Origin of the sequence: Acidibrevibacterium sp. (assembly GCF_049965395.1) — a bacterium.
In the GTDB taxonomy this organism is placed as follows: Bacteria; Pseudomonadota; Alphaproteobacteria; order Acetobacterales; family Acetobacteraceae; genus Acidibrevibacterium; species Acidibrevibacterium fodinaquatile.
The window spans coordinates 15327-40135 of sequence record NZ_JBMFWJ010000018.1; the positions used below are offsets into that span (position 1 = coordinate 15327).

Sequence of the window (24809 nt, forward strand, 5' to 3'; positions counted from 1 at the left end):
CGGGCCTCTGGAGCAAGAGCGGCGCGGGATTGAGGGGTGGGATTAATCGGGTCTTTACCTTGCAGTGATGAAATCGCCTTCCCGCAAGCCGCAGGTGGCCCATGACCCTTGATGAGATCCTCGAAAACGCCTCCGCGCTGCAGCAATCCGGCGCCGTGGATGCGGCGGAGCGGGCCTATCTCCTCGCCATCAGCCATTTTCCCGATAGCGCCGAGGCGCGTTATCGGCGGGGGCTTTTGCATCTTGCAGAGAGCCGCGCGGCAACCGCGGCGATCCTGTTCCGCCAGGCGCTGGCTTTGGCCCCGTCGCCGCGGTTTTATCTTTCCCTCGGCGCCGCCCTTGAGCTCGATGGGCGGGCCCAGGCGGCTGCCGCCGCGTATCGCGTGGCGGTCACCGCCGCCCCTGATCTCGTCGAGGCCAAATTCGGCCTTGGCCGCTGCCAGCAGATGATGGGCCAGATCGAGGCCGCCATCGTCACCTATCAGGACGTTTTGGCGGCGCGGCCAGATTCGTCGGCGGTCTGGTTCAATCTCGGCATGGCGCTTTATGCGCTCCATCGCCCGGCCGACGCCGCCCGCGCTTTCCGCGCCGCCGTCACCAGCGCGCCCGACAATGCCGAAGCCTGGGTCAATCTCGCTTTCATGCTCGAACGCGCCGATCAGCCGGAGGCGGCGCTGGCCGCCTGCGAGGAGGCCCGTGCCGCCGGCGTCAATCGCCCCACGCTCCTCGTCAATCAGGCGAGCGCGCTCCGCGCCCTCGGGCGTTTCGAAGCGGCGCTCGCGGTCTGCAGCGAGGCTTTGCGCGAAGCCCCGGGCGAGGCCGCTGCCTACGCGACCTTGACCGCGACGCTCAGCGACATGGGGCACCATGACCGCGCGATCGCCGCCGCCGATCTCGCCCTCGAACACCATCCCGACCTTGCCCCCGCCGATCGCGCCGGCCTGGCCCGCATCGTCGGCAACAAAGGCCTCGCCCTCCTCTATCTCGGCCGGCTCGAAGAGGCGATCGTGACGCTGCGCGAGGGCGTTGCCGCCAATCCGGCGGACGCCGATATCGCGGTCAATCTCGGCCTCGCGCTCCTTTCCAGCGGCACCCACATGCGGGAGGGCTTCGCCCTGTTCGAGCGCCGCCGCGAGCAGGGGGCGGCCCCGCCGCGCGGATTTTCCGAAGCCTTCTGGCAGGGCGAGGATATCGCCGGGCGCACGATCCTCCTCCATGCCGAGGAGGGGTTCGGCGACACGCTGCAATTCGTCCGTTATGCACCGCTGGTCGCGGCCCGCGGGGCGCGCGTCATCCTCGAAGTGCCGCCGGCGCTGGTCCGGCTCTGCGCCGGGCTGCCGGGGGTAACACAGGTGGTCGCGACCGGTGCGGCGTTGCCGGCGTTTGACTGCCATTGCCCGCTGCTCAGCCTGCCGCATGTTTTTGGGACCACGCTCGAAACCATTCCCGCCGCCATTCCCTATCTCGCCGCCGATCCCGCCCTCGTCAGGGAGTGGGCGACCCGTCTGCCACCCGGCCCGGGGTTGCGAGTCGGCCTGGTTTGGGCCGGGCATGCGCAAGCGCAACGCGCCTACGCCCACCGGGTCGATCCGCGTCGCTCGCTGGCGCTGGCCGCCCTCGCCCCGCTCGGCGCGGTGTCGGGGATTGCTTTCGTCAGCCTCCAGAAGGGCCCACCGGCGAACGAGCTTGCCAATCCGCCCTTCACGATCAACGACCCCATGGCGGAGGTGCGGGATTTCGCCGATACCGCCGCCCTCATCGCCGGGCTCGATCTGGTGATCTCGGTCGACACCGCGGTCGCGCATCTCGCCGGCGCGCTCGGCAAACCGGTCTGGATGCTGTCGCGCTTTGACGCCTGTTGGCGCTGGCTCCGCGCGCGGAGCGATAGCCCATGGTATCCGACGCTCCGCGTCTATCGCCAGCCGAGCCCCGGCGAGTGGGCTCCGGCGATCGCCACCCTCGCCGCCGATCTCGCGCGGCTCGCCCGCCAGACCGCGGAGGCCACCGCGCGCGCCGCCTGATCTCGCGCCCCCTGATCTCGCGTCGTTGTGACTATCCCAGCGCCTGCCTGACCCACTCCGCCCAAGTGAGCGTCGCCGCGTCGTCATCAAAACGGCCGACGATCTGCACGCCGAGCGGCATGCCGTTCGGCCCCTTGCCGGCGGGGACGGTGACGCACGGGACATGAAGGCTGGTCCAAAGGTAATTGAACGCCGGATCGCCAGTGAAATCGAGCCCGAGCGGCGCCTCGCCGGGGGCGGCGGGGGTGACGAGAATGTCGATCCCCTCGATCGCCGCTGGGAAAGCGGCACGGCAGCGGCGCAGCGTCGCCCGCGCGGCAAACAGACTCTCGGGCGCCGCCGCCATGCCGGCGGTGAGCCGCTCGGTGAGCGCGCGGCTGAGTTTCGCGGGATGGGTGAACAACTCCCAGGCCAGCGCCCGCGCCGCTTCGGCGTTCATCACCAAAGGATGCGCCTCCGCCAGCGCCGCGAACTCGGCCGGCAATTCGCGCGCTTCGACGAATGCGCCGGCACGCCGGAGCCGGGTTTCGGCCTCGGCGAGGAGGGCGACGGTCTCGGGCGCTGCGAGCGGCCAGGAGGGCGAGCGGCAGATCCCGATGCGCGGCGCGCGCTCCGGCTTGCGCTCGGGATCGCCGAGCGCCCGCCCGCTCAGCGTTCCCGCGAGCAGCGCGCCATCGGCGACGCTGCGGGCAAAGACGCCGATCGTATCGAGGCTTTCGGCGAGCGGCTTGAGCCCGGCGCGGTTGATGGTGCCGAAGCTCGGCTTGAAGCCGACGACGCCGCAATAGGCCGCCGGGCGGATGACGCTACCGGCGGTTTGCGTCCCGAGCGCGAAGGGGAAATACCCGGCCGCGACCCCGGCCGCCGAGCCGCTGCTCGAGCCGCCGGGGGTGCGCGCCGGGTCATGCGGGTTGGCGGTGGGGCCGGGATGGCGATAGGCGAATTCGGTCGTCACGGTTTTGCCGATCACCACAGCACCACTCGCCCGCGCCCAAGCGATGGCGGCGGCGTCGGCGCGCGGGCGATGGCCGTGCCAGATCGGCGAGCCATAGGCGCTCGGCATGTCGGCAGTGTCGAAGACATCCTTGACCCCGAGCGGCAGGCCATGGAGTGGCCCCGGCATTGGCCGCCGGGGGGGTGGCGCGGGGTCGAGATAGGCATAGATGTGCAGCCGCGCCTCGTGCTGCGCCGCGCGCGCGAGGCAGGCATCAAGCAGCGCCGCCGGGGTCAGGCTTCCCGCATTGATGCGGTGGAGCGCTTGGCTTGCGGTGAGATCGGCGGGATCGGACATCGGGGACTCCTTCCGCGGCGAGGCGTGCGCCGCATTCTTGGGGACACCGCATCATCGGGCTGGCGGAACGACGCGCCAAGGTCCATTTTGCACGCATGGGCAGGGGCGTATCCCTCGGAGATCTTCACATCATGGTCACTTCGCTGCGCGTGATGACGCCTTTTCTTCTCCTACTCGGGCTCGGCGGCTGCGCCACCCAAAAGCAAAGTCCCGCCGAGCAGGCGGCGATCGAGGAATGTCGCCAGCAGGTCGACAAGGCCTATATGCAGCAAAATCCCGATGCGCTCTATAAACAGGACATGTATGCCAACAGCACGCGGGATGCGCCGAACGCGACCTATGGCCTGATGGGGGTTTCCGGTGCTGGCCTCGGCGCGGTTTATGACCGCAATCAGGCGCTGGAGAATTGCTTGATCCAGAAAGGCGTGCCGCCGCAGGCGCCGAGCGTCCAGCCCTGGCTGCCGGTGGCGCCGTAACGCGAACGGACAAAAGTCTTTTTGCTTCTTTTTCTTCAGAAAAAGAAGTCTTTTCTAACGCTCCCTCTTTTTCCCTCACGGCGTGAGGGTAAGGCGCGCAGTGATGGCGTCCGGCGTCGCGGGCAGGGTGATCGCAGCACCGTCGCGCCAGGGCGTGAGCAGATCGGCGGCGTGGCGGCTGAGGAGATTTCCGCTCTCGCCGGGGGCGATGATGAAGCGGCTATTGTCCGGGTTCGCGAGGTCATAGACGCCGCGATAGGAGGGGCCGTGGACGGCATCGAGACTCTCCGGCGCCATCGCCGCGCGGTCGATGGTCGCATTATCGCCGCCATCGGCGATGCGAAAGGTCGCAAGCCGCCCGAGCCCCGGCATTCGCGAGAGCAGCGGGTGGGCGAAAACCGCCTGATGCGCGACCCCCCAGCGCCAGGCGCGCGGATCGGGCCCATAGGCGCGGGCGAGATTGCCGGTCGCGTCCTCGAGAGCGCGCAGCAGGAGCGGCGTGCAATCGCCGCCGCACCAGGTCGCAGCCCCCGCCGGCGTGAACAAGGAGGCGGTGAATTCGAGGAAAGGCGCCGCCGGATCGCCTTGCGTAACGCCCGCCGCGCTGAGCACCAAGGCGGCGAAGCGCCGCATCCAGGCGTTGAAGATCAGGGGCTCCGGCCGCGCCAGGTCCATCTGCCCCTGCCATTCGGCAAGCAGCGCGAGCGCGGTTGCGGCCAGGCCCGGCGGCGGCGCCAGCGCCCGCAGCGTCGGCAGGATTTCGGCGGCGAAAGCGCTGGTGGTGTCGGCCTGGATCGCCGTGAAATCGGCGACCGAGAGCTTTCCCTTGGCGGTGAGCAGGGCGCGGATGCGCCGGGCCCGCCAATCGCCTGGCCAATCCTCGCCGAGGAAGGCGCCGCCGGGCAGCGGCGCGATCTCCTCATTGGCGTTGACGAGGTGGCCGCTCGCCGGGGCGATGCTATGCGGCAGCGCCAAGCCCGAAGCCCAGCCGATCCAGTCATGGGCGGTATCGGCGCCGTTTTGCGGCGGGAAATCCTCGGGGTGGCGGCGGATCGGGACGCGGCCGGTGACGAAAAGGGCGATCCGAGTGCGATCGGCGACCATCAAATTCTGCACCGGGGCACTGATTTGCGGCGCCGCTTCGCCCGCTTCCTCGACCGATTGCGCGTGATCGAGGGCGTAGAGCCCGCTGGCTGCGGTCCCGAGGCCGGCGAGATTGGCCATCGCGACGGCGAGAAGGCGCGTCTCGCCGGGAATGAGATCGCTGATCACCGGGCCGTGGCGGGTCGCGCGCACCGTCAGCACCACGTCTGGCGCGCCGCGCACCTTGATCCGCTCCTCGCGCAGGCCGAACGCGAGCGGGCCGGTCGGGCCGAGATAATGGTCGGGATCGATCGGGGTTTCGACGAACACATCCTCGGTATCGGCGCTGTTGGAGGTGAAGCTCCAGGCGATATGGCCGTTCTGGCCGAGGACGAGGAACGGCACGCCGGGAACCGTCGCCCCCGTCCAGACACCTGCCGGGGTTGCGATGCGCGCGAGATACCAGAGGCCCGGGAAACTAAACCCGAGATGCGGATCGCCGGCGAGCAGCGGCGCCCCGGTCGCGCTATGGGCGCCATCGACCGCCCAGGCGTTCGACTCTTCGGCCGGCGCATTGAACGGCGCCGGAAGCAGCGGCATCGCCGCGAGCACTCGGCCGGCAAGCGCGGCGAAACGCACGTCGCGCGCCGCCGCATCGGGTCTCCCGGCGGTCGCTTGCGCCGGCCATAGCGCCCGGATGCGCTCTGGCGTCAGCTTGGGATTGGCGGCAAGCGCGATCCGGGCGAGTTCCACCCGCTCATTGGCGGCGAGATACCAGCCCATGAGATGGCCCCACAGCAGCGAATCGACCGGGGTCCAGGGATCGAGATGGCGGAAGAAAATACATTCGAGACAAGCATAGCGCCCGCGCGCATCGAGCCAGGCATTGACGCCGGCGGCGTAGGCGTCGAGATCGGCACGCACCGCCGGCGGCAGCGTGCGATATTCCACCGCCGCCTCCTGACGCAGACCAAGGGTGCGCATCAAGCGATCGCTGCCGAGGCCGGCAGGGCCGACCCATTCCGCAAGCCGCCCGGAAACCGTGCGCCGCATCAGCTCCATCTGAAACAGCCGGTCGCGAGCATGGACATAGCCGAGGGCGAGCGCGGCGTCGGCCTCGCTCGCGGCCTCGATGCGCGCGATTCCGTGGCTGTCGAAGCTCACCGCGACCGGCGCGTTGAGTGCCGGGATGCGCAGCGTTTCGCGCGCCGGCGGCAAAGTATGCCACGCCATCCCGCCGGCGATGACGAGCGCGAAAAGCAGCACGCTCGCGCCCCCGCCGATCAGCCGCCGCGTCAGCCGCAGTGCCTTGTTCATCGTCCCTCGCGCAGCGGTTTCAAATAAAGATAAAAAACTTCTTTTTCTGGAAGAAAAAGAAGCAAAAAGACTTCTGTCCCGGTTTCTCGGAGCGGCCAATGCCCAAGCATGGGCAGTGCCTACGGCACTGCCCAACAGGCAAAAGTTTTTTGGTTCTTTTTTTCAAAAAAGAACGATTTTGGTCTTATGCTGAGGTTACCCGTAATTCACCATGATCGTCTTTTTGTGGGTAAAGTGTTCTTGCATCGCTTCCAGCGAGGCTTCTTTGCCCAACCCCGAGCTTTTCACCCCGCCATAGGAAAGATTGGCCTGGACGACGAGGTTCTGGTTGATCTGCACGAGGCCGGCTTCCAGCCGATGGGCGAGATCGAGGCCGCGTTTGAGATTATTGGTCCAGAGCGAGGCGGCGAGGCCGTATTCGCTGTCATTGGCCTCGGCGAGCACTGCTTCCGCGTCATCGAAGGGAAAAACGCAGGTGACCGGGCCGAAAATCTCTTCGCGCACCAGGCGGCTTTCGCGGGTGAGGCCGGTGAAGATATGCGGCTGCAGAAAAAGCCCTTTTTTCAGCGCGGGGTCGGTGGGCAGGGCGCTGCAGACCAGCGCCTTGGCGCCTGGCGTTGCCGCCCCCTCGGCGATGAAGCTCTTGACCTTCTCGAACTGCCCCTCGCTGATGATGGTGCCGATATCGGTTTTCTCATCGAGCGGATCGCCCATCACCATGGCGTTCACCTTCTCGGCGAGTGCGGCGACGAAGCGGTCGAAGATCGGCCGCTCGACATAGATCCGGCTCGCCGCGGTGCAGCTCTGGCCCTGGCGGGTGAAGCGCATCGAGGTGATCGCGCCCATCACGGTCTTCTCGAAATCGCAATCGGCGAAGACCAGCATCGGGCTTTTGCCGCCGAGTTCGAGCGTCACCGGGATCAGCTTCTCGGCGGCGGCGACGGCGACGATGCGCCCGACCTCGACGCTGCCGGTGAAGGTGACTTTCCGCACCTTGGGATGGGCGACCAGCGGCGCGCCGCATTCCGGGCCAAAGCCCGACAACATGTTAAAGCAGCCCGGCGGCAGGATGCGGTTCATGAGTTCACAGACACGCAAGACGGCGAGCGGCGCTTCCTCCGCCGATTTCACCACCACCGTGTTCCCGGCGACCAGGGCCGGGGCGATCTTGAGCGCCATCAGCAGCATCGGCACGTTCCACGGAATGATCGCGCCGACCACGCCGAGCGGCTCACGCACCGTGACCGAAAGCACATCCGGCGCGAACGGTACGCTCTCGCCCTTCAGCTCGCTGCCGAGGCCGCCGAAGAAGCTGAAAATATCGGCGACCACATTCGCCTCGACCCGGCTTTCGGTGCGGAGCGCCTTGCCCGTCTCGAGCGCGATCAGGCGCGCGAGTTCCTCCGCATGCGTGCCGATCAAAGCGGCGCATTGGCTGACGAGAGCGCCGCGTTTGCGCGCCGGCAGCTTCGCCCAGTCCTTTTGCGCCGCCGCCGCGTTCACCACCGCGGCGTCGACATCGGCGGCATCGCCCTCGGCGGCGCGGGCGATCTCGGCGCCGGTCGCGGGATTATGCACCGCGAAACTACGCCCGGACTGGGCCGGGACGAACCGCCCGCCGATGAAATGATGGCCGGAAAGAGCGCGCGCCAACGCGTTCTGGTCGAGTGTCGGGGCAGACGGGGTGGGCATGGGCTGGTCGAGCATCGGGTTTTCCTCCCGTGATTGGGTCTCTATAAACGGCGGCCGAAGATGAACCGAGTGCCGGCGCCCTGCAAGGGCGAGCGCCACGGGGCGGCCGGTTTGCAGGCGGAGAAGCGAGGATGACGACCATGGCGGCGAGCGGTCCCTTGGCGGGTTTGCGCGTGTTCGATTTGACCCGAGTCCTCGCCGGGCCGACAGCGACGCAAATGCTCGGTGATCTCGGCGCCGAGGTCATCAAGATCGAAAAACCCGGGAGCGGTGACGACACCCGCGGCTTCGCCCCGCCCTTCATGCCCGGCAGTCGCGAAAGTGCCTATTTCACCGGCGTCAACCGCAACAAGCGCTCCGTCACCCTCGATATCGCGACCCCGAAAGGCCAGGAACTGGCGCTCGCCCTGATCGCGCGCTGTGATATCCTGGTCGAGAATTTCAAGGTCGGCGCGCTCGCCAAATATGGCCTCGGCTATGCCCAGCTCCACGAGCGATTCCCGCGCCTGATCTATTGCTCGATCACCGGCTTCGGCCAGACCGGCCCCTACGCGCCGCGCCCCGGCTATGACAGCCTGATCCAGGCGATGGGCGGGGTCATGAGCCTGACCGGCGAGCCCGAGGGGTTGCCGCAGAAGGTTGGCGTGCCGGTTGCCGATCTTTTCGCCGGGCTCTATGGCTGCATCGGCATCCTCGCGGCGCTTCGCCATCGCGAGCAGACCGGGATCGGCCAGCAGATCGATATCGGCATGCTCGACACCCATGTCGCCTGGCTCGCCAATCAGGGCATGAACTATCTTGCGACCGGCGAGAACCCGCCGCGCCTCGGCAACCAGCATCCCAACATCGTCCCCTATCAGGTTTTCGCGACCGAGGATGGCCACATCGTGCTCTCGATCGGCAATGACCCGACCTTCCAGCGTTTTTGCCAGGCGTTCGGGCTCGCGCCGCTGCTGGCCGATCCGCGTTTCGCAACCAACGCCGCGCGGGTCGAAAACCGCGCTTTGGTTACGGAGAGTCTCGCCCCGGTGCTCGCCGCGCACCCGACCGCGTGGTGGGTCGACAAACTGGAAGCGCTCAAGATCGGCTGCGGGCCGATCAACCGGCTTTCCGAGGTGTTCGCCGACCCGCAGGTGATCGCGCGCGGCGCCGTCGTCGAAATGGCGCGTCCGGGCGCCGAAAACGATCGCGTCAAGGTGATCGCCAACCCGGTGCGGCTCGATGTGACGCCGGTCGATTACCGGCTGCCGCCGCCGCTCCTTGGCGAGCATACCGCGGCGGTGCTCGGCGAACTGCTCGGCCTCGATGACGCGGCGATCGCCGGGCTGCGCGCCGAAGGGGTGGTTTAATGCGGCCCCTTTTGGGGGAAATCCGCTATTTTCTCGCCGGCAGCTTCTATCGCATGCGCTATCACGAGGTTGGCAGCCGCAAGCACCCGACAGTGGTTTGTGTCCACGGCCTGACCCGCAGCGGGCGCGATTTCGATGCGCTGGCCGCCGGCCTCGCCGACCGGTTTCATGTGCTCAGCCCCGACCTTCCCGGCCGCGGCGCTTCGGACTGGCTGCCGGATGCGAGCCTTTATCAGCCGCAATCCTATGTCATCGCGCTCACCCATCTGCTCGCAACGCTTGGCGAGCAGGTGATGTGGGTCGGAACCTCTCTGGGCGGTATTTGCGGCATGATGATCGCGTCTTCGCCGGGGGCGCCGATCTCGCGCATGGTGCTCAATGACGTCGGGCCGATGGTGCCGGGGCGGGCGATCGCGCGCATTCGTGATTACATGAGCGTGCGCCCGGAATTCCCCGATCTGCTCGCGCTCGAGGCCCATCTCCGCCATGTCCATGCTGGCTTCGGCCCGCTTTCGGACGCGCACTGGGAGCATTTGACCAAGACCTCAGCTCGGCATTTGCCGGATGGACGGGTCGCTCTGCACTATGATCCCGGCATCGCCAAGCCGATCCGCACCTCGCTTGCGATCGATACCGAGCTCTGGCCATGGTGGGAGAAGATTAACATCCCGGTGCTTGCCATACGCGGCGAAAACAGCGATCTCCTGCTGCCGAAAACCTTCGAGCGGATGGTCCAGTCCGGGGCCATGCCGCATGTGGTGAAAGATACCGGGCATGCGCCGGCGCTGATGGATGCCGAAACCATTGGCGTGGTGCGGTCTTTTTTGCTGGGACAGGATAAGAGCTAGATCCAACAGGGCTTGCTTCAGGGGTTCAATCGACAATGATCAAAATTTTTTCCCGCCTTCTCGGGGCCACCACGGTTCTTGGGCTGGCGCTTGCCGCTCACCCGGTTTCCTCGGCGAGCCAGCCGCTGGCCCTCGAAGCGACGATTCCGCTACCCAACACCCTCGGGCGGATCGATCATCTCGCCCTCGATGCGAAGCGGCAACTGCTTTATATCGCGGAATTCGGCAACAACACGGTCGATGTCGTCGATTGGCAGAAGCGCCACGTCGTCCGCCGCATCAGCGGGCTCGACCGGCCGCAGGGGGTCGGATTTTCCGCCGCCACCGATACGCTCTATGTCGCCAATGGCGGCGACGGCAGCGTGCGCCTCTATCGCGGCGACAACGCCAAGGAAATCGGCCGCCTCAAGCTCGCTGGGGACGCCGACAACATCTTGATTGACCCGCGCAACGATCACGTCGTCGTCGGCTATGGCAGTGGCGGCCTTGCGATCATCGACGCGCGCACGCGAAAGCAGGTCGCCGATGTCCATCTCCCCGCCCATCCCGAGGGTTTCGCGCTCGACCCCGCCAACGGGCATATTTTCGTCAATATCCCGGATGCGCAGGAGATCGATGTCGTCGATATCGATGGCGGCAAGATCCTCGGCCGCTGGCGCAATCTGCGCGGGGCCGATAATTATTCCCTCGCCATCGACCCCAAGGGGCCGCTGCTTGCCACCATCTTTCGCAATCCGCCGCTGATGGTGCTCTATGACCGCAACAAGGGTGAGGTGCTCGGCACCTCACCCGCCTGCCGCGACGCCGATGGCGTGTTCTTCGACCCCAACCATCAGCGCATCTACGCCTCCTGCGGCTCGGGCGAAATCTCGGTGTTCACCATTCAGGACGGCCAGCCCGGCGGCTATTTCGCGGCGCCGCCGGTCGCCTCTCTCCCGGGCGCGCGCACCGGGCTTTTCGTCCCCGACCGCGATCGCCTGTTCATCGTCGCTCCCGCCGGCGCTTTCCCCGGCACGCTGCCCCATGACATCGCCGGCTACGTCCTCAGCCAGTCACTGCCTGGCCCCAACGGTATGTCCAACACCGCGACCGCCGCCCTCCTGGTCTATCGGCCGGAGAATTGATAGAACCGCTCGGGGAAGGTGAGAGCGAGGGGAAGGCCATGACGCTCGGGCAGTTTCCGGCGCGACGCATGCGGCGCAACCGGCTGGATGCGGGAACGCGACGGCTAGTTGCGGAAAACCGGCTCGCGGTCGATGACCTGATCTGGCCGGTCTTCGTGATCGAGGGGCGCGGCGAGACCACGGCGGTCGCCTCCATGCCGGGGGTTGCGCGGGTCAGCCTCGATCGCCTCATTGCCCATGTCGCCCCTGCGGTCGATCTCGGCATCCCGGCGGTCGCGCTGTTTCCGGCAACCCCGCCCGAGAAAAAAGACGCCGAAGGGACCGAGGCGACCAACCCCGACAATCTGATGTGCCAGGCGGCGCGGCTCTTAAAGCGCGAATTCCCGGCCCTCGTCCTGGTCGGCGATGTCGCGCTCGACCCCTACACCGATCACGGCCATGACGGCGTGATCCGTGAGGGTTATGTCGCCAATGACGCCTCGCTCGCCGTCCTCACCCGCCAGGCGGTGGTGCAGGCGGCGGCCGGGATCGACATCATCGCGCCCTCTGACATGATGGATGGCCGGATCGGCGCCATCCGCGCCGCCCTCGATGCCGACGGCCTGATCCACACGCGGATCATGAGCTACGCCGCGAAATACGCTTCCGCCTTTTATGGTCCGTTCCGCGACGCCGTCGGCTCCGCCGGGGCGCTGATCGGGGACAAGAAAACCTACCAGATGGACCCCGCCAACAGCGACGAGGCTTTGTGCGAGGTCGCGCTCGACCTCGCCGAGGGCGCCGATATGGTGATGGTCAAGCCCGGTCTCCCCTATCTCGACATCGTGCGGCGGGTGAAGGACCGCTTCGGGGTGCCGACCTTCGCCTATCAGGTCTCGGGCGAATACGCGATGATCATGGCGGCGGTCGGCCATGGCTGGCTCGATCATGACCGCGCCATGATGGAAAGCCTGCTCGCCTTCAAACGCGCCGGCGCCAACGGTGTTCTGACCTATTTTGCGCCGGCCGCGGCCCGCCTGCTCAAGGCGGGATAGGCGCCGGTCGCGGGATTGCCGCCGGCGCCCGCGGCCATTACAACGCCCCCGAACGAACGAACGGAGCCCCGATGTCCGCCGAAACCGACGCCTTGGTCCAGCAGATCCAGCAGTCGCTCGCGCTGCTGAGGAGGCATCTTTGACTGGGATGCCGCCCTCGCCCGCCTCGACGAACTAAACGCCCGCGCTGAAGACCCGGCGCTCTGGGAAAACGCCGCCGCTGCGCAAAGCTTGATGCGCGCGCGTAACCATATCGCCGCCGGGGTCGATAGCGTCCGCCGCATCGAGCGCGAAACCAACGATGCCCGCGAATTGCTCGAACTCGCCGAAGCCGAGCAAGACGCCGCGATGATCGCCGAGGCCGAAGGCACGCTTCGCGCCCTCGCCGAGGACGCGAAACAGCGCGAGATCGAGAGCCTGCTCTCTGGCGAAGCCGACGGCAATGACGCCTATGTCGAAATTAATGCCGGCGCCGGCGGTACCGAAGCCCAGGACTGGGCCGAGATGCTGCTGCGGATGTATCTGCGCTGGGCGGAAAAGCGCGGCTACAAAACCGAGATCATCGACCGCAACGACGGCGAGCAGGCCGGCATCAAATCGGCGACGCTGCAGGTCTCCGGCGCCAATGCCTATGGCTGGCTGAAAACCGAGGCCGGCGTTCACCGCCTGGTGCGGATCAGCCCGTTCGACGCCAATGCGCGCCGCCAAACCAGCTTCGCCAGCGTTTGGGTCTATCCGGTGATCGACGACACCATCACCGTCGAGATCAACGAAGCCGATCTCAAGGTCGATACCTATCGCTCCTCCGGCGCCGGCGGCCAGCACGTCAACAAGACCGAGAGCGCCATCCGCATCACCCATATCCCGAGCGGCATCGTCGTCGCCTGTCAGACCGACCGCAGCCAGCACCGCAACCGCGCCAAAGCGATGGATATGCTGCGCGCCCGGCTCTACGAGGCGGAGTTGCAGAAGCGCGAGGCGCAATCGGCGTTGGTCGAGAGCGCGAAAACCGATATCGGCTGGGGCCACCAGATCCGGAGCTACGTGCTCGCGCCGTATCAGATGGTGAAGGATCTCCGCACCGGGGTCGAAAAATCAAACCCCGACGCGGTGCTCGATGGCGATCTCGACGCCTTCATGGCCGGGGCGCTCGCCGCCCGCGTTGGCGCGACACGCAGCGAGGCGAGCGCGCAGGCGTCGTGAGGCGAAAACAAAGGTTCTTTTTTTTAAAAAAGAACCAAAAATTTTTGTCCTTTGGGTCGGTGCCGGCGTGCCCCTTGTTTGCTGATCGCCAACGCCGTATCGGGCAAGGGCGTGAGAACCGTAGGGAGCATACGCCATGGCCGCGATCGCCGATATCACCGCCCGGGAAATCCTCGACAGCCGCGGCACCCCGACCATCGAGGTCGATGTCGTCCTCGATGACGGGATTTTGGGCCGCGCTGCCGTGCCCTCCGGCGCCTCGACCGGCGTGCATGAAGCGGCGGAGTTGCGCGACGGCGACCCCGCGCGCTTCGGCGGCAAGGGCGTGCGCCAGGCGGTCTCGCATGTCGAGGGCGAGATTTTCGACGCCATCGCCGGCATGGATCCCGCCGCGCAGATCCTCATCGACGAGACTCTGATCGATCTCGACGGCACCCCCAACAAATCGCGCCTTGGCGCCAACGCGATGCTCGCGGTCTCGCTGGCAACCGCTAAGGCGGCGGCGGCGGCACACGGTCTGCCGCTCTGGCGCTATCTCGGTGGCAGCTTTGCGCGGACGCTTCCGGTGCCGATGATGAACATCGTCAATGGCGGCAAACATGCCGACAATCCGATCGACATCCAGGAATTCATGATCCAGCCGCTTGCCGCGCCTTCGCTCGCCGACGCGGTGCGCATGGGCGCCGAAGTCTTCGCCGCCCTCAAGAAAATCCTCGCTGACGCCGGGCACAACACCAATGTCGGCGACGAGGGCGGCTTCGCGCCCAATCTCCGCTCCGCCGACGAGGCGCTTTCCTTCATCAGCCGGGCGATCGAGAAGGCCGGCTACCGCGCCGGGGAGGAAATCGCGCTGGCGCTCGACTGTGCCGCCAGCGAATTCTTCAAGGACGGGCGCTACCACCTCGCCGGCGAGGACAAGACCCTCGATGCCGCCGGGATGATCGCCTATCTCGAAGCGCTGATGGCGCGCTATCCCATCACCTCGATCGAGGATCCCTTCGCCGAGGATGACTGGGCGGGCTGGAAACAGGGGAGCGATGCCCTCGGCAAGCGGGTGCAACTGGTCGGCGACGATCTCTTCGTCACCAACCCCGAGCGGCTGCGGCGCGGCATCCAGGGCGGCATCTGCAATGCGATCCTGGTCAAACTCAACCAGATCGGCACCCTGACCGAGACGCTGGAGACCATCGAAATCGCCCAGCACGCCGGCTATCATGCGGTGATCAGCCATCGCTCGGGCGAGACCGAGGATACCACCATCGCCGATCTCGCGGTCGCAACTAACGCCGGCCAGATCAAGACCGGCAGCCTCTCGCGCTCAGACCGGCTAGCGAAATACAACCAGTTGATCCGCATCGAAGCCGAACTCGGCCGCGCCGGCCGCTATGCCGGGCGTACCATCTTGCGCCAGTGAGACAATCGCCGGGCGGCGGCGGAATGACCAATTTGACATCCGATGGAGACGATTTGGTTACTCTTTCTGGTCTTCAATGCGCGGGATCGACGCGCACCGGAGGATCGGAATGCTCTCTGTTCATTTTCGTCGCATCGCCCTCGCCCAGGGTCTGCTTGCCACCAGTGCGGAAAAATCACCGGCCGCCGACGCCAAACACGCGGCACCGCACCGCGAGCACGAGGATGCCGCAGGCGAGGCAGCAGCGCTCCCTCAACCCGAATCCCGCGAAACCTCTTGATCGCCTGCCCAACGTGATGACGCGGGAGTGACCGGCCCGGCATCGTCGCGCGTCACGCAAATGCCAGTTCGCTCAGGGTTCGTCGACGACCGGGGCGGTGACGACGAGGAAAACGAGGTTGCCGGTGCCGGTATTTTCGAGCCCATGCGGCACGCCGGGAGGGAGAAAAATCACGTCGTGACGGCGCACCACGCGGCGCTCGCCGGCGATTTCCATCAGCCCCTCGCCCTCCAGCACGTGATAGACCTGCTCCTGAACCTTGTGGGCATGCACCGCAACGCGCGCCATCGGCGCGTAGCACGAGATGCGATGATCGATCTGGCGCGCGCCCGTGGTCTCGGGGTGGACGAGCAGCTTCGAGAGCGCGCCGCCATGATGGCCGGGCAGTTCCCGCCAGGGCGTCTCGGCGATGTTGCGGATGCTGGCGTGACGTTCCATGGTCTTTTCCCCTCTGGTTTTTCGAAAACATCAATCCTCGCCGGCGTGCCGCGCGGCGATCCAGGCGGCCAAGCCGGCGCGCATGTCAAAGCGCGGCGCATAGCCGAGATCGTCACGGGCGCGACCGGCCGCGAGTGCGCCCTTCTGCACCACCGAGACGCCAGGGGCGAAGTCATAGCCCCCGGGGCCGGCCGAGATCTCGGCGCCGGGGACGAGATCGCGGACGATGGCGACGATCTCGCCGAGTGTCGGCGCGGCGCCACTTGCGATGTGATAGGCATCGAAGCGCGGCCGCGGCGCATCGAGGGCGCAAAGAAGGCCGGCGACGAGATCATCGATATAGACGTGATCGACCCGGAAATCGGCGCCTTTGGCGAGATGCAGGGGACGGCCGGCAAGCGCCGCGTCAAGCAGGGTTTTCGGCACCCTTGGGCGCGGCAGGCCGGGGCCATAAACCCAGCAGGTGCGGAGATGGAGGATCGGGAGACCGTGCCGGCGCACGTCATCGCGGGCCAATTGCTCGACCGCGAATTTCGAAATCCCGTAGGCGCCGACCGGAGCGCAAGGGTGCGTCTCGTCGATTTCCGGCGCCTGGAAAGGGCCGTAGATTTCCTCGGTCGAGAGGTTGATCACCCGGCGCGCGCCAAACAGGCGGCTCGCCGCAAAAACACTGAGCGCGCCTTCGACATTGACCCGAAACGTCGCCGCCGGGCTCGCCTGCGCGGCGACGACACCAACGATCGCCGCGCAATGCACCACCGCTTCGGGACGATGGCCGAGGAACGCGGCGGCGAGATGCGGCCATTCGGTGATTTCGCCGGGGCGGAAAGTGATCTCTGGGAAGCACGCGCGATTGCGGGCAAGCGCCGGACTGTCGCTGCGGTCGAAGGCGATGACCTGATCGCCGCGGGCGGCCAGCGCGGCAGAGAGGGCGGCGCCGATGAACCCGGCGCCGCCGGTGACCAGAATGCGTGCCATGATCGCGCCTCCTCCGGCGGGCGAGAAAACCTGCGGCATTGACAAATGTCAACCGATATTACGAGATACGGGCTGAGAGAGCAGAAGGGATGGAGGGCGCGTGAGCGAGGAACGGGTCGATGTGGTCGTTGTCGGGGGGGGCAATGCGGCACTCTGCGCGGCGTTAGCGGCGGCGGAGAGTGGCGCCCGCGTCGTGGTGCTGGAGCGCGCGCCGGCGGCCGAGGCCGGCGGCAACAGCGCCTTTACCGCCGGTGCCATTCGCTTTGCCTATCGCGGCATCGAGGATCTCCGCGCCGTCATGCCCGATCTCACCGAGGAGGAGATCGCCCGCACCGATTTCGGCACCTATCCCGAGGATCAATTCTTCGACGACATGTTCCGCGTGACGCAAAACCGCACCGACCCTGCGCTTTGTGAGACGCTGGTGCGGTCGAGCTTTCCGACGCTCCGCTGGATGCGCGACAAAGGCGTGCGGTTTCAGCCGATCTATGGCCGCCAGGCGTTCAAGGTCGACGGAAAATTCAAATTCTGGGGTGGCCTCACGGTGGAAGCCTGGGGCGGCGGGCCGGGGTTGGTCGCGGCGCTGACCAAAGCGTGCCAGACGCAGGGGATCGATATCCGCTATGAGAGCCGCGCCGTCCGGCTGCTCTCGGATGGCCGCGCGGTGCGCGGCGTCGAGGTCAAGACGCCGGAGCGGCGCTACCCGCTCGGCGGCACGACCGTCATCCTCGCCAGCGGCGGTTTCGAGGCCGATCCCGAGATGCGCACGCGCTATCTCGGCCCGGGCTGGGAATTGGCCAAGGTGCGTGGCTCGCGCTTCAACAGCGGCGACGGCATCAAGATGGCGCTTGCGATCGGCGCTTCACCGGCCGGCAACTGGTCGGGCTGCCACGCCGTGGGCTGGGATTTCAACGCCCCGGAATTCGGCGATCTCGCGGTCGGCGACGGGTTTCAGAAACACTCCTACCCGTTCGGCGTGATGGTGAATGCCGACGGCAAGCGCTTCGTCGATGAGGGCGCCGATTTCCGCAACTACACCTATGCCAAATATGGCCGCGTCATTCTCGCCCAACCTGGCAATTTCGCCTGGCAGATTTTTGACTCCAAGGTTTTGCACCTGTTGCGCGACGAATACCGCATTCGCCAAGTGACGAAGCGCCGCGCCGAGACGCTGGAGGCGCTCGCCCGCCAGCTCGATGGCGTCGATGAGGCGGCGTTTCTGGCCGAAATCCGCGGCTATAACGCCGCCGTGCGCCGCGATATTCCGTTCAATCCCAACGTCAAGGACGGGCGCCGCACCGAGGGATTGGCGGTGCCCAAGAGCAACTGGGCCAATCCGCTCGAAGACCCGCCGTTCGAGGCCTATCAGGTCGGCTGCGGCATTACCTTCACCTTCGGCGGCCTGCGCATCGATGCCGGGGCGCGCGTGCTCGATCAGGATCTCCGCCCGATTCCGGGGCTTTATGCGGCGGGCGAACTGGTCGGCGGCCTCTTTTATTTCAACTATCCCGGTGGCACCGGGCTCATGAGCGGCGCCGTGTTCGGCAAGCTCGCCGGCAGCACGGCGGGCGCCGATCTGCCCACACTCCGCCATAACGAACCGGCTGCCGCCTGGCTCCCGACGCCCAGCCTCGCCTGATGCCGGGGGACGCCCCCGATCGCATTGACGTCGTGGTGATCGGCGCCGGCGCCGCCGGCATGGCGACAGCCGCCTTGTGCGCGGCCGAGGGGCTTTCGGTGGTGCTGCTCGAAAAAACCGCGTCTGTCGGCGGCACCACCGCGACCTCGGGCGGCATGGTCTGGGCGCCGGAGGATACCGCCGCTGCCCGGACCTATCTCGATCACGTCATCGGCGCCGAGGAGACGGACGCGCGGCGCGAAAGCTTCCTCGCCCACGCCGCCGCCGCCATCACCGCGCTTGCGGCCCGCACCGAGCTTCGTTTTCAGCCGGTCGCGCGTTATCCCGATTATTACCCCGATCTCCCGGGGGCGACGCTGGGCGGGCGGGTGTTCGAGCCGGTGCCCTTCGATGGCCGTGCGTTGGGGCGGCATTTCGTGCGGCTCCGCCCGCCGATCCCGGAATTCACGCCGTTCGGCGGCATGATGATCGAGCGCAGCGATCTCGTGCATTTCCGCCGCGTGACCCGCTCGCTGCGCTCGGCGCTGGTGGTTGCGCGTCGGCTCGCAGCCTATGCCGGGCAGCGTCTGGCCTGGCCGCGCGGCACCCGGCTCGTGCTCGGCAACGCGCTCGCCGGGCGGCTGCTTTTGTCTCTGCTCCGCCTTGGCGTCGATCTCCGCCTCGATACTCCGGCAACAAAGCTGATTTTCGCCGAAGGACGGGTGCAAGGCGTGGTCGCCGGCGGGAAGACGCTTTCTGTCCGGCACGGTGTGGTGCTCGCGAGCGGCGGGTTTTCGCATGATCCAGTGCTGCGGGCGGCGTTCCTGCCGGCGCCGGCGCGGCGTTTTTCCGCGGCTTTCGCCGGTGATAGCGGCGATGGCATTCGTCTGGCGCGCGCGGTCGGCGCGGCGTTGGCGCGGCGTGGCGCCGATGCGGCGTTCTGGACCCCGGTTTCGATCTTTACCCGCGATGACGGCAGCACCGCGATTTTCCCCCACACCGTCACCGATCGCGGCAAGCCCGGCAGCCTCGTCGTCGATGAGCACGGCCGGCGTTTCGTCAACGAAGCACTTTCTTATCACGAATTCGTCCGCGCCATGCTACGCGCCGGCCTCGCGCGGGCGTTCCTGATTTGCGATCACGCGTTTCTGCGCCGCTACGGGCTCGGCCCGATCGCGCCGGTGTTTCCCCGCCCGCGGCGCTGGATCCGGCGCGGCTATCTCACCGCGTCACCCGATATCGCCGGGCTCGCGCGGGCGCTCGGCCTCGCTCCGGCGGCGCTTGCGGCGACCCTCGCCCGCTTCAACGCAGACGCGGCGCGCGGCGAGGATGGAGATTTCGGGCGCGGCAACGACGCCTATCAGCGCCATCTCGGCGACCCCGAACGGCGGCCCAACCCCTGCCTTGCGCCGCTCGCGACCCCGCCATTCTACGCGATCACCCTCTACCCCGCTGATCTCGGCACCAGCGCTGGGCTCGCGACCGACGCCGCGGCGCGGGTGCTCGATGACGCCGGCACACCGATCGCTGGGCTCTATGCTTGCGGCAACGACATGGCCTCGGTGATGGACGGCGCCTATCCCGGCCCCGGCATCACCCTCGGCCCAGCGCTCACCTTCGCCTATCTCGTCGCGCGCGCGCTTTGCGAGAGCGAGGTTAGAAAAGAGTAAAACACTTCTTTTTCTGAAGAAAAAGAAGCAAAAAGACTTTTGTTCCGTTATCTCGGAGCGGGGAGTGCCGCAGGCACTGCCCAACGGACAAAAGTTTTTTTGGTTCTTTTTTTCAAAAAAGAACAGTTTTTCTTATTTCGATGCCCCGATGGCGTGCGCGAGGCTGGCGGCGGCTTCTTTGACCGCCTGGCTGTGGCGTTGCAGGACGGGGAGCGAAAGCCGCCAGAGCGGGCCGGAGACGCCGATGGCGCCGATCACGCTGCCGGTGAAGTCATGCACCGCGGCGGCGAGGCAGCGGATTTCAGCGTCCAATTCGCCATCGTCGAAGGCTATTCCGTCTTCGCGGATGCGCTCGATTTCGCGCCGCAGCCATTCCGGGTCGGTGATCGTTTTGGGTGAGAGCGCGGTGAGCTTGGCCTGGGCGAGATAGCGCTCGAACCGCGCCGGCGGCAGGGCCGCGAGCAAGGCCTTGCCGAGCGCTGTCGCGTGCGCCGGGCGCACCACGCCGACCCGGTCGGTGAGTTGGAAGGCGCCGGCGCCCGGCGTTTTGGCGACGACGACGATTTCGCCGCCGCCGGAGCGGACGGCGAAATGCGCGGTCTCACCGGTGGCGGCCGAAAGCGCTTCGAGCACTGGCGTTGCGAGGGTGGTGAGTTCGATATCATCGAGACAGGCGCTGGCGAGGGCGAAAATCGGCCGACCGATGCGATAGCGCCGGCTGTCTGGCATTTGGCGCACATAGCCGAGCCCGACCATGGTCTGGACGAGATGAAACGCGGTGGAGCTGTGAAGGCCGAGCCGCTTGCTCAATTCGGCGAGGCTGACGCCGGCGCGGTTGCGGGCGATTTCCTCGAGGATTGCGAAAGCGCGCTCGATCGACTGAATGCCGTTGCGCTCGGCTTTCTCTTCGGCGGGCGGGGCGGGATCGGCCATTCTGTCCTCACGGGGTCGGCGGAGTTTAATCACATCTCACCATCTTGCAAAGATTCCAATAATGCCGGATGATCCGCCGCGCCGCTAACCGCAGCCGAGGGGAGGGACAGCCGTGCCACGCAGGAAGGGCGGTGATCTGATCGCCGAATTTCTCGTTCGCGAGAAGATCGAACATGTTTTCGGGATTTGCGGGCATGGCAATGTCGGCATGCTCGATGCGCTGCACGGCGTGCGCGACAAGGTGGCGCTGATCTCGCCGCGCCATGAGCAAACCGCCGGCCACATGGCGGACGCCTATTTCCGCGTCAAACACCACCCGGCCGCGACGCTCACCTCCTGCGGCCCGGGTTCGGCCAATCTGGTCATGGCGCTCGCCAATGCCTTCGCCGATTCTTCGGCCTTTCTCGCGATCACCGGCGACGTCCCGACCCAGCAATTCAACCGCGGCCCGTTCCAGGAACTCTATCGCCATAAGGAAGCCGATTTCCCCTCGGTCTGCCGGCCGGTCGTCAAGCGCAGCTTTCAGCCGACGCGGGTCGATATGCTGCCGCACACGCTCCGCCTCGCCATGGATACCATGCTCGGCGGCAGGCCGGGGCCGGTGCAGGTCGATGTGCCGTTCAACGTCTTTCAGGAAGAGGCCGACATCACGCCCGAGCCGGACCCGGCGCCGCGCGCACGCCGCGCCGGCGCCGATCCCGAGGATGTCGCGCGGGCTGTCGCGATGCTGGCGCAGGCGCGGCGGCCGGTGCTGTTCATCGGCCATGGCGTGACGCTCGCCGAGGCGTCCGGCGAACTCACGGCGCTCGCCGAGCGTCTTGCCATTCCGGTGATCGCCTCCCCCAACGGCATGGGTTGTCTTGCGATGGGCCATCCGCTTTCGCTCGGCTTCATCGGCCGCAACGGCGCCTATCCCGCCAATCAGGCCGGCCGCCACGCCGATCTCGTGCTCACGGTCGGCGCCCGCTTCGATGATCGCTCGGCATCGTCGTGGATGGAAGGATATTCGTGGAATTTCCCGGCGACCAAGCTCATCCATGTCGATGTCGATGTCAGCGAGATCGGCCGCAACTATCCCGCCGATCTCGGCATCATCGCCGATGCCAAGGTGTTTCTTCGCCAGATGCTGGCCGAGTGCGAGCGGCGCGGCGAGGCGCGGCCCGAGCGGCGCGAATGGCTCGCCGAGATCGACCATTGGCGCGCGGAATGGGAGGCCTTCACCCGCCCCAATTTCGCGCTCGACACGACGCCGCTCCGCCCCGAGCCGGTGGTCGCGGCGATCCGCGCGGTGTTGCCTGATGACGCCATCATTTCGCTCGACTCGGGGGTTCATCACAATTGGTTCATGCAGTTCTGGGAAGCCCGCCAGCCGCAGACGATGCTCAATCCTTGGGGATTTTCCGGGATGGGGTTTGGCGTCTCCGGCATTCTTGGCGCCAAGCTTGCAGCTCCCGAGCGGGTCTGCGTCTCAGTGTGCGGCGATGGCGGCTTCACCATGACGCCGCATGTGCTCTGCACCGCGGTCGAATATGATATTCCCTGCATCTGGGTGATCTGGAACAATTTCGCCTGGGGCGCTATCCGCGACATCCAATACGGCCTGTTTGGCGGGCGCGAAATCGGCACCGCGTTTTATGCCGGCGAGAACCGCGCCCCCTACAACCCCGATTTCGCCGCCCTCGCCCGCGCCCATGGCGTCGCCGGTGTCACCATCACCAAGATCGGCGATCTCGCGCCGGCGCTGGCGGCGGCGATCGCGTCCGGAAAGCCCTATGTGCTCGATGTTCATGTCGATGCCGAGGTGCGTCCGCCGGCGACCGGCGCCTGGGCGCTGCCGCCGATCCCGCACAAGGAGCCGGCGTTCGGCCGGCGCCAACGCGGGGCGGAGATTGTCTCGACCGCCGGCGGCGCGTGAGCGATGCCGCCATCATCATGATCGCCGGACGAAACCGGCGCGAACCAAGGGAGGGTTGAACATGACGAGGCAGGGATGGGGTCGGGCGGGCGCCGCTTTTCTCGCCGCCGCGTGTCTCGCGCTCGCAGCCCCGGCGGCGCGGGCAGAAGACGGGCCGATCCGGGTCGGCTGCTCGATCACCGAGACCGGCCCCTATTCCCCGCCCGCGGTTTTCGAATTGCAAGGCTATCGGCTCGCCGCCGAGGAGATCAACAAAGCTGGCGGCCTGCTCGGGCGCAAGGTTGAGATCGTGAATTATGACGATCAGGGCAATCCCTCGACCGCGGTGCAGCTCTACCAGAAACTGATCTATGCCGATCGCGTCGATCTGCTGCTCAGCCCGTACGAGACCGATCTGATGTCGGCGGTGGCGCCGTTGGTGACACGGGCGAAGAAAGTGATGCCCTCGCTCGGGGCCAATGTCGATGCGTTTCAGGGGCAATTCCCCTATCTCGTGCAGGCGATCACGCAGACCCCGCGCTATATGGGCCCGGCGATCGATCTCGCCGCCAGCCGTGGCTACAAGACCATCGCTCTCCTCATCCAGAACACGCAATTTCCGCAACAGCTCGCCCGCGGCATCGAGCAAGAGGCGACGGCGAAGGGCATGCGCGTCGTTTTCAAGGAAAGCTTCCCGCCGACCACCAGCGATTTCAGCGCCCTCGTTCTCAAAGCCGCCGAGACCCATCCCGACGTGATCGTCGGCGCGACCTATCTCGCGGATTCCGAAGGCATCGTGCGCGCGGCCAAGGCGCAAAACATCAACGCCAAGATGTTTGCCTTCAGCATCGGCCCGGTCGAGCCGGAATTCGGCCGCGGTCTCGGGAACGCGGCGAATGGCGTGTTTGGCACGACCCTCTATTTCCCGAGCCTGCACACCGCCGGCAATGCCGAATTCGTTGCCGGATTTCAGGAGAAATTCGGCCGCGCACCGGATTATCACGCTGCCGTCGCCTATGCGAGCCTCAAGGTGCTGGCGGACGCGGTGCGCAAGGTCGGCAGTCTCGATCAGGATAAGATCCGCGAGGCCCTGCTCGCGACGTCGGTCGATACCGTCGCTGGGCATTTTCAGTTGAGCCCGACCGGCCTTCAGATTGGCTATACCAGCTACGTCCTGCAATGGCAGAACGGCCAGCAGGCGCTGGTCTGGCCCGCCGATCAGGCCACCGTCGCGCCGGAATTGCCGCATGGCGCCTGGTAGCGGCGCGCCGTGGCCAGCATCACAGCGCTCGTCATTCTCGGCCTGCTCTGGGGCGGCGTCTATCTCCTGATGGCGGAAGGGCTGAACCTGATCTATGGCGTGATGAAAGTGGTCAATCTCGCGCATGGCGATCTGATCGTGTTCGGCGGCCTGCTCGCTTACACGCTGTTCGCCCATGCCGGGCTGACACCGATCACCGCCCTGCTGCCGGTTGCCCTCGCTCTGTTCGCGCTGGGCGCCGTGATCCAGTGGGGCGTTCTCGAGCGCATTCCGCTCGGCGGCGCCGAGGGCGAATTGCGCACCCTGCTTGCGACCTTCGGGCTTTCCTACGTGGTCTCGAACACGAGTTTCCTGCTCTGGGGCGGGCAGTTTCAATCGATCCCGTTTTTGCAGGGAGCCCTCCGGCTCGGCCCACTCGCGATCCCGGAGGGGCTGCTCGCCTGCTCGCTCGCGGCTTTCGTTGCGGCCCTTCTCGTTCATTTCTGGCTGCATCGGACGATGGCCGGCAAGGCGCTCCGCGCGACCGCGCAATCGCCCCTCGGTGCCGCGAGTTGCGGGCTCGAGATCGGGCGCATCCGCATCACCGCTTTCGCCCTCGGGGCGGCGATGGCGGGCGCGGCCGGGGCGTTGGTGATCGCGCTGGTGCCGTTTCAGATTGCGAGCGGCGGCGATCTCACCGTGCAATCCTTCACGCTGATCGCGCTCGGCGGCCTCGGCAATTACCTCGGCGCCTGGATCGCGGCCGAGATTCTCGGTCTCACCGAAGTCATGTCGCAATACTATCTCGGCCCCGACATCGCGAGCGCGGTGATTTATCTCCTGTTCATCGCCGTTCTGCTGTTTCGCCCGCAAGGCCTGCTCGGCCGCGTCGGGCGAATATGAGCG

Annotated in this window: 19 protein-coding genes; 13 read left to right on the top strand and 6 right to left on the bottom strand. The window is 66.7% G+C overall.

What is annotated here, in order from left to right; all coding sequences use genetic code 11:
* Positions 1-101: 101 nt before the first annotated feature.
* The gene (locus ACP5M5_RS07510) at positions 102-2021 is read left to right on the top strand and encodes a tetratricopeptide repeat protein (protein ID WP_427936513.1); all 1920 of its coding nucleotides are present in this window, start codon (positions 102-104) and stop codon (positions 2019-2021) included.
* A gap of 31 nt (positions 2022-2052) precedes the next feature.
* On the opposite strand, the gene ACP5M5_RS07515 is transcribed toward ACP5M5_RS07510, so the two are convergent.
* On the bottom strand, positions 2053-3312 hold the full coding sequence (locus ACP5M5_RS07515; protein WP_427936514.1) for an amidase: 1260 nt from the start codon (positions 3310-3312) through the stop codon (positions 2053-2055).
* Between the two features lie 131 nt (positions 3313-3443).
* On the opposite strand from ACP5M5_RS07515, the gene ACP5M5_RS07520 reads away from it, so the two are divergent.
* On the top strand, positions 3444-3788 hold the full coding sequence (locus ACP5M5_RS07520) for a hypothetical protein (protein ID WP_427936515.1): 345 nt from the start codon (positions 3444-3446) through the stop codon (positions 3786-3788).
* A gap of 75 nt (positions 3789-3863) precedes the next feature.
* Here ACP5M5_RS07520 and ACP5M5_RS07525 read toward each other — a convergent pair whose 3' ends face one another.
* Positions 3864-6188, bottom strand: a complete 2325-nt coding sequence (locus ACP5M5_RS07525) for a penicillin acylase family protein (RefSeq protein WP_427936516.1) — start codon at positions 6186-6188, stop codon at positions 3864-3866.
* A gap of 195 nt (positions 6189-6383) precedes the next feature.
* Complete coding sequence (locus ACP5M5_RS07530) at positions 6384-7895, bottom strand: aldehyde dehydrogenase family protein (RefSeq protein WP_427936517.1); 1512 nt, start codon at positions 7893-7895, stop codon at positions 6384-6386.
* A 116-nt stretch (positions 7896-8011) separates the two neighbouring features.
* On the opposite strand from ACP5M5_RS07530, the gene ACP5M5_RS07535 reads away from it, so the two are divergent.
* The 6 genes from ACP5M5_RS07535 to eno all read left to right on the top strand — a co-directional run bounded on the left by ACP5M5_RS07535 (position 8012) and on the right by eno (position 14852).
* The gene (locus ACP5M5_RS07535) at positions 8012-9229 is read left to right on the top strand and encodes a CaiB/BaiF CoA transferase family protein (RefSeq protein ID WP_427936518.1); all 1218 of its coding nucleotides are present in this window, start codon (positions 8012-8014) and stop codon (positions 9227-9229) included.
* Complete coding sequence (locus ACP5M5_RS07540) at positions 9229-10077, top strand: alpha/beta fold hydrolase (RefSeq protein ID WP_427936519.1); 849 nt, start codon at positions 9229-9231, stop codon at positions 10075-10077. The genes ACP5M5_RS07535 and ACP5M5_RS07540 overlap by 1 nt, the downstream gene beginning before the upstream one ends.
* 35 nt (positions 10078-10112) lie before the next feature.
* Complete coding sequence (locus ACP5M5_RS07545; protein WP_427936520.1) at positions 10113-11201, top strand: YncE family protein; 1089 nt, start codon at positions 10113-10115, stop codon at positions 11199-11201.
* Positions 11202-11239: 38 nt separating this feature from the next.
* Entirely contained in the window at positions 11240-12235 is a 996-nt protein-coding gene (gene hemB / locus ACP5M5_RS07550; protein ID WP_427936521.1) for a porphobilinogen synthase, read from the top strand.
* A 71-nt stretch (positions 12236-12306) separates the two neighbouring features.
* Positions 12307-13438 (top strand): peptide chain release factor 2 gene (gene prfB, locus ACP5M5_RS07555; RefSeq protein ID WP_427936522.1). Its coding sequence is split into 2 segments (ribosomal slippage): positions 12307-12375 and positions 12377-13438, totalling 1131 coding nucleotides; the frame shifts between segments, so codons are not numbered across the junction.
* Between the two features lie 136 nt (positions 13439-13574).
* Positions 13575-14852, top strand: coding sequence for a phosphopyruvate hydratase (gene eno / locus ACP5M5_RS07560; RefSeq protein WP_427936523.1), 1278 nt, complete (start codon positions 13575-13577; stop codon positions 14850-14852).
* 352 nt (positions 14853-15204) lie between these two features.
* Here the strand turns inward: eno and ACP5M5_RS07565 are convergent, their stop codons facing one another.
* On the bottom strand, positions 15205-15570 hold the full coding sequence (locus tag ACP5M5_RS07565) for a cupin domain-containing protein (RefSeq protein WP_114911227.1): 366 nt from the start codon (positions 15568-15570) through the stop codon (positions 15205-15207).
* A gap of 30 nt (positions 15571-15600) precedes the next feature.
* On the bottom strand, positions 15601-16548 hold the full coding sequence (locus ACP5M5_RS07570) for an NAD-dependent epimerase/dehydratase family protein (RefSeq protein ID WP_427936524.1): 948 nt from the start codon (positions 16546-16548) through the stop codon (positions 15601-15603).
* A gap of 100 nt (positions 16549-16648) precedes the next feature.
* Between ACP5M5_RS07570 and tcuA the strand changes: the two genes are divergently transcribed.
* Both tcuA and ACP5M5_RS07580 read left to right on the top strand, forming a co-directional pair.
* Complete coding sequence (gene tcuA, locus ACP5M5_RS07575) at positions 16649-18187, top strand: FAD-dependent tricarballylate dehydrogenase TcuA (RefSeq protein WP_427936525.1); 1539 nt, start codon at positions 16649-16651, stop codon at positions 18185-18187.
* On the top strand, positions 18187-19836 hold the full coding sequence (locus tag ACP5M5_RS07580; RefSeq protein ID WP_427936526.1) for an FAD-dependent oxidoreductase: 1650 nt from the start codon (positions 18187-18189) through the stop codon (positions 19834-19836). Before tcuA ends, ACP5M5_RS07580 begins: the two co-directional genes overlap by 1 nt.
* Positions 19837-19968: 132 nt before the next feature.
* Here the strand turns inward: ACP5M5_RS07580 and ACP5M5_RS07585 are convergent, their stop codons facing one another.
* Positions 19969-20769 (bottom strand): IclR family transcriptional regulator, encoded by an 801-nt coding sequence (locus ACP5M5_RS07585; protein WP_114911230.1) that lies wholly within the window; start codon positions 20767-20769, stop codon positions 19969-19971.
* A gap of 112 nt (positions 20770-20881) precedes the next feature.
* Between ACP5M5_RS07585 and ACP5M5_RS07590 the strand changes: the two genes are divergently transcribed.
* The 3 genes from ACP5M5_RS07590 to ACP5M5_RS07600 all read left to right on the top strand — a co-directional run bounded on the left by ACP5M5_RS07590 (position 20882) and on the right by ACP5M5_RS07600 (position 24806).
* The gene (locus ACP5M5_RS07590) at positions 20882-22684 is read left to right on the top strand and encodes a thiamine pyrophosphate-binding protein (protein WP_427936527.1); all 1803 of its coding nucleotides are present in this window, start codon (positions 20882-20884) and stop codon (positions 22682-22684) included.
* Between the two features lie 61 nt (positions 22685-22745).
* Positions 22746-23924 carry an amino acid ABC transporter substrate-binding protein gene (locus ACP5M5_RS07595; RefSeq protein ID WP_427936528.1) on the top strand — a complete coding sequence of 393 codons (1179 nt, stop codon included), beginning with the start codon at positions 22746-22748 and terminating at the stop codon, positions 23922-23924.
* 9 nt (positions 23925-23933) lie between these two features.
* Positions 23934-24806: a branched-chain amino acid ABC transporter permease gene (locus tag ACP5M5_RS07600; RefSeq protein ID WP_427936529.1), complete on the top strand. Its 873-nt coding sequence runs from the start codon at positions 23934-23936 to the stop codon at positions 24804-24806.
* Positions 24807-24809: the final 3 nt, after the last annotated feature.

Coding starts and splice junctions, on each gene's coding strand:
- ACP5M5_RS07525 (WP_427936516.1), bottom strand. CDS start 6,188: ATGAACAAGGCACTGCGGCTGACGCGGCGGCTGATCGGCGGGGGCGCG.
- ACP5M5_RS07545 (WP_427936520.1), top strand. CDS start 10,113: ATGATCAAAATTTTTTCCCGCCTTCTCGGGGCCACCACGGTTCTTGGG.
- ACP5M5_RS07530 (WP_427936517.1), bottom strand. CDS start 7,895: ATGCTCGACCAGCCCATGCCCACCCCGTCTGCCCCGACACTCGACCAG.
- hemB (WP_427936521.1), top strand. CDS start 11,240: ATGACGCTCGGGCAGTTTCCGGCGCGACGCATGCGGCGCAACCGGCTG.
- ACP5M5_RS07535 (WP_427936518.1), top strand. CDS start 8,012: ATGACGACCATGGCGGCGAGCGGTCCCTTGGCGGGTTTGCGCGTGTTC.
- ACP5M5_RS07565 (WP_114911227.1), bottom strand. CDS start 15,570: ATGGAACGTCACGCCAGCATCCGCAACATCGCCGAGACGCCCTGGCGG.
- ACP5M5_RS07570 (WP_427936524.1), bottom strand. CDS start 16,548: ATGGCACGCATTCTGGTCACCGGCGGCGCCGGGTTCATCGGCGCCGCC.
- eno (WP_427936523.1), top strand. CDS start 13,575: ATGGCCGCGATCGCCGATATCACCGCCCGGGAAATCCTCGACAGCCGC.
- ACP5M5_RS07585 (WP_114911230.1), bottom strand. CDS start 20,769: ATGGCCGATCCCGCCCCGCCCGCCGAAGAGAAAGCCGAGCGCAACGGC.
- ACP5M5_RS07595 (WP_427936528.1), top strand. CDS start 22,746: ATGACGAGGCAGGGATGGGGTCGGGCGGGCGCCGCTTTTCTCGCCGCC.
- ACP5M5_RS07510 (WP_427936513.1), top strand. CDS start 102: ATGACCCTTGATGAGATCCTCGAAAACGCCTCCGCGCTGCAGCAATCC.
- ACP5M5_RS07580 (WP_427936526.1), top strand. CDS start 18,187: ATGCCGGGGGACGCCCCCGATCGCATTGACGTCGTGGTGATCGGCGCC.
- ACP5M5_RS07520 (WP_427936515.1), top strand. CDS start 3,444: ATGGTCACTTCGCTGCGCGTGATGACGCCTTTTCTTCTCCTACTCGGG.
- ACP5M5_RS07540 (WP_427936519.1), top strand. CDS start 9,229: ATGCGGCCCCTTTTGGGGGAAATCCGCTATTTTCTCGCCGGCAGCTTC.
- ACP5M5_RS07515 (WP_427936514.1), bottom strand. CDS start 3,312: ATGTCCGATCCCGCCGATCTCACCGCAAGCCAAGCGCTCCACCGCATC.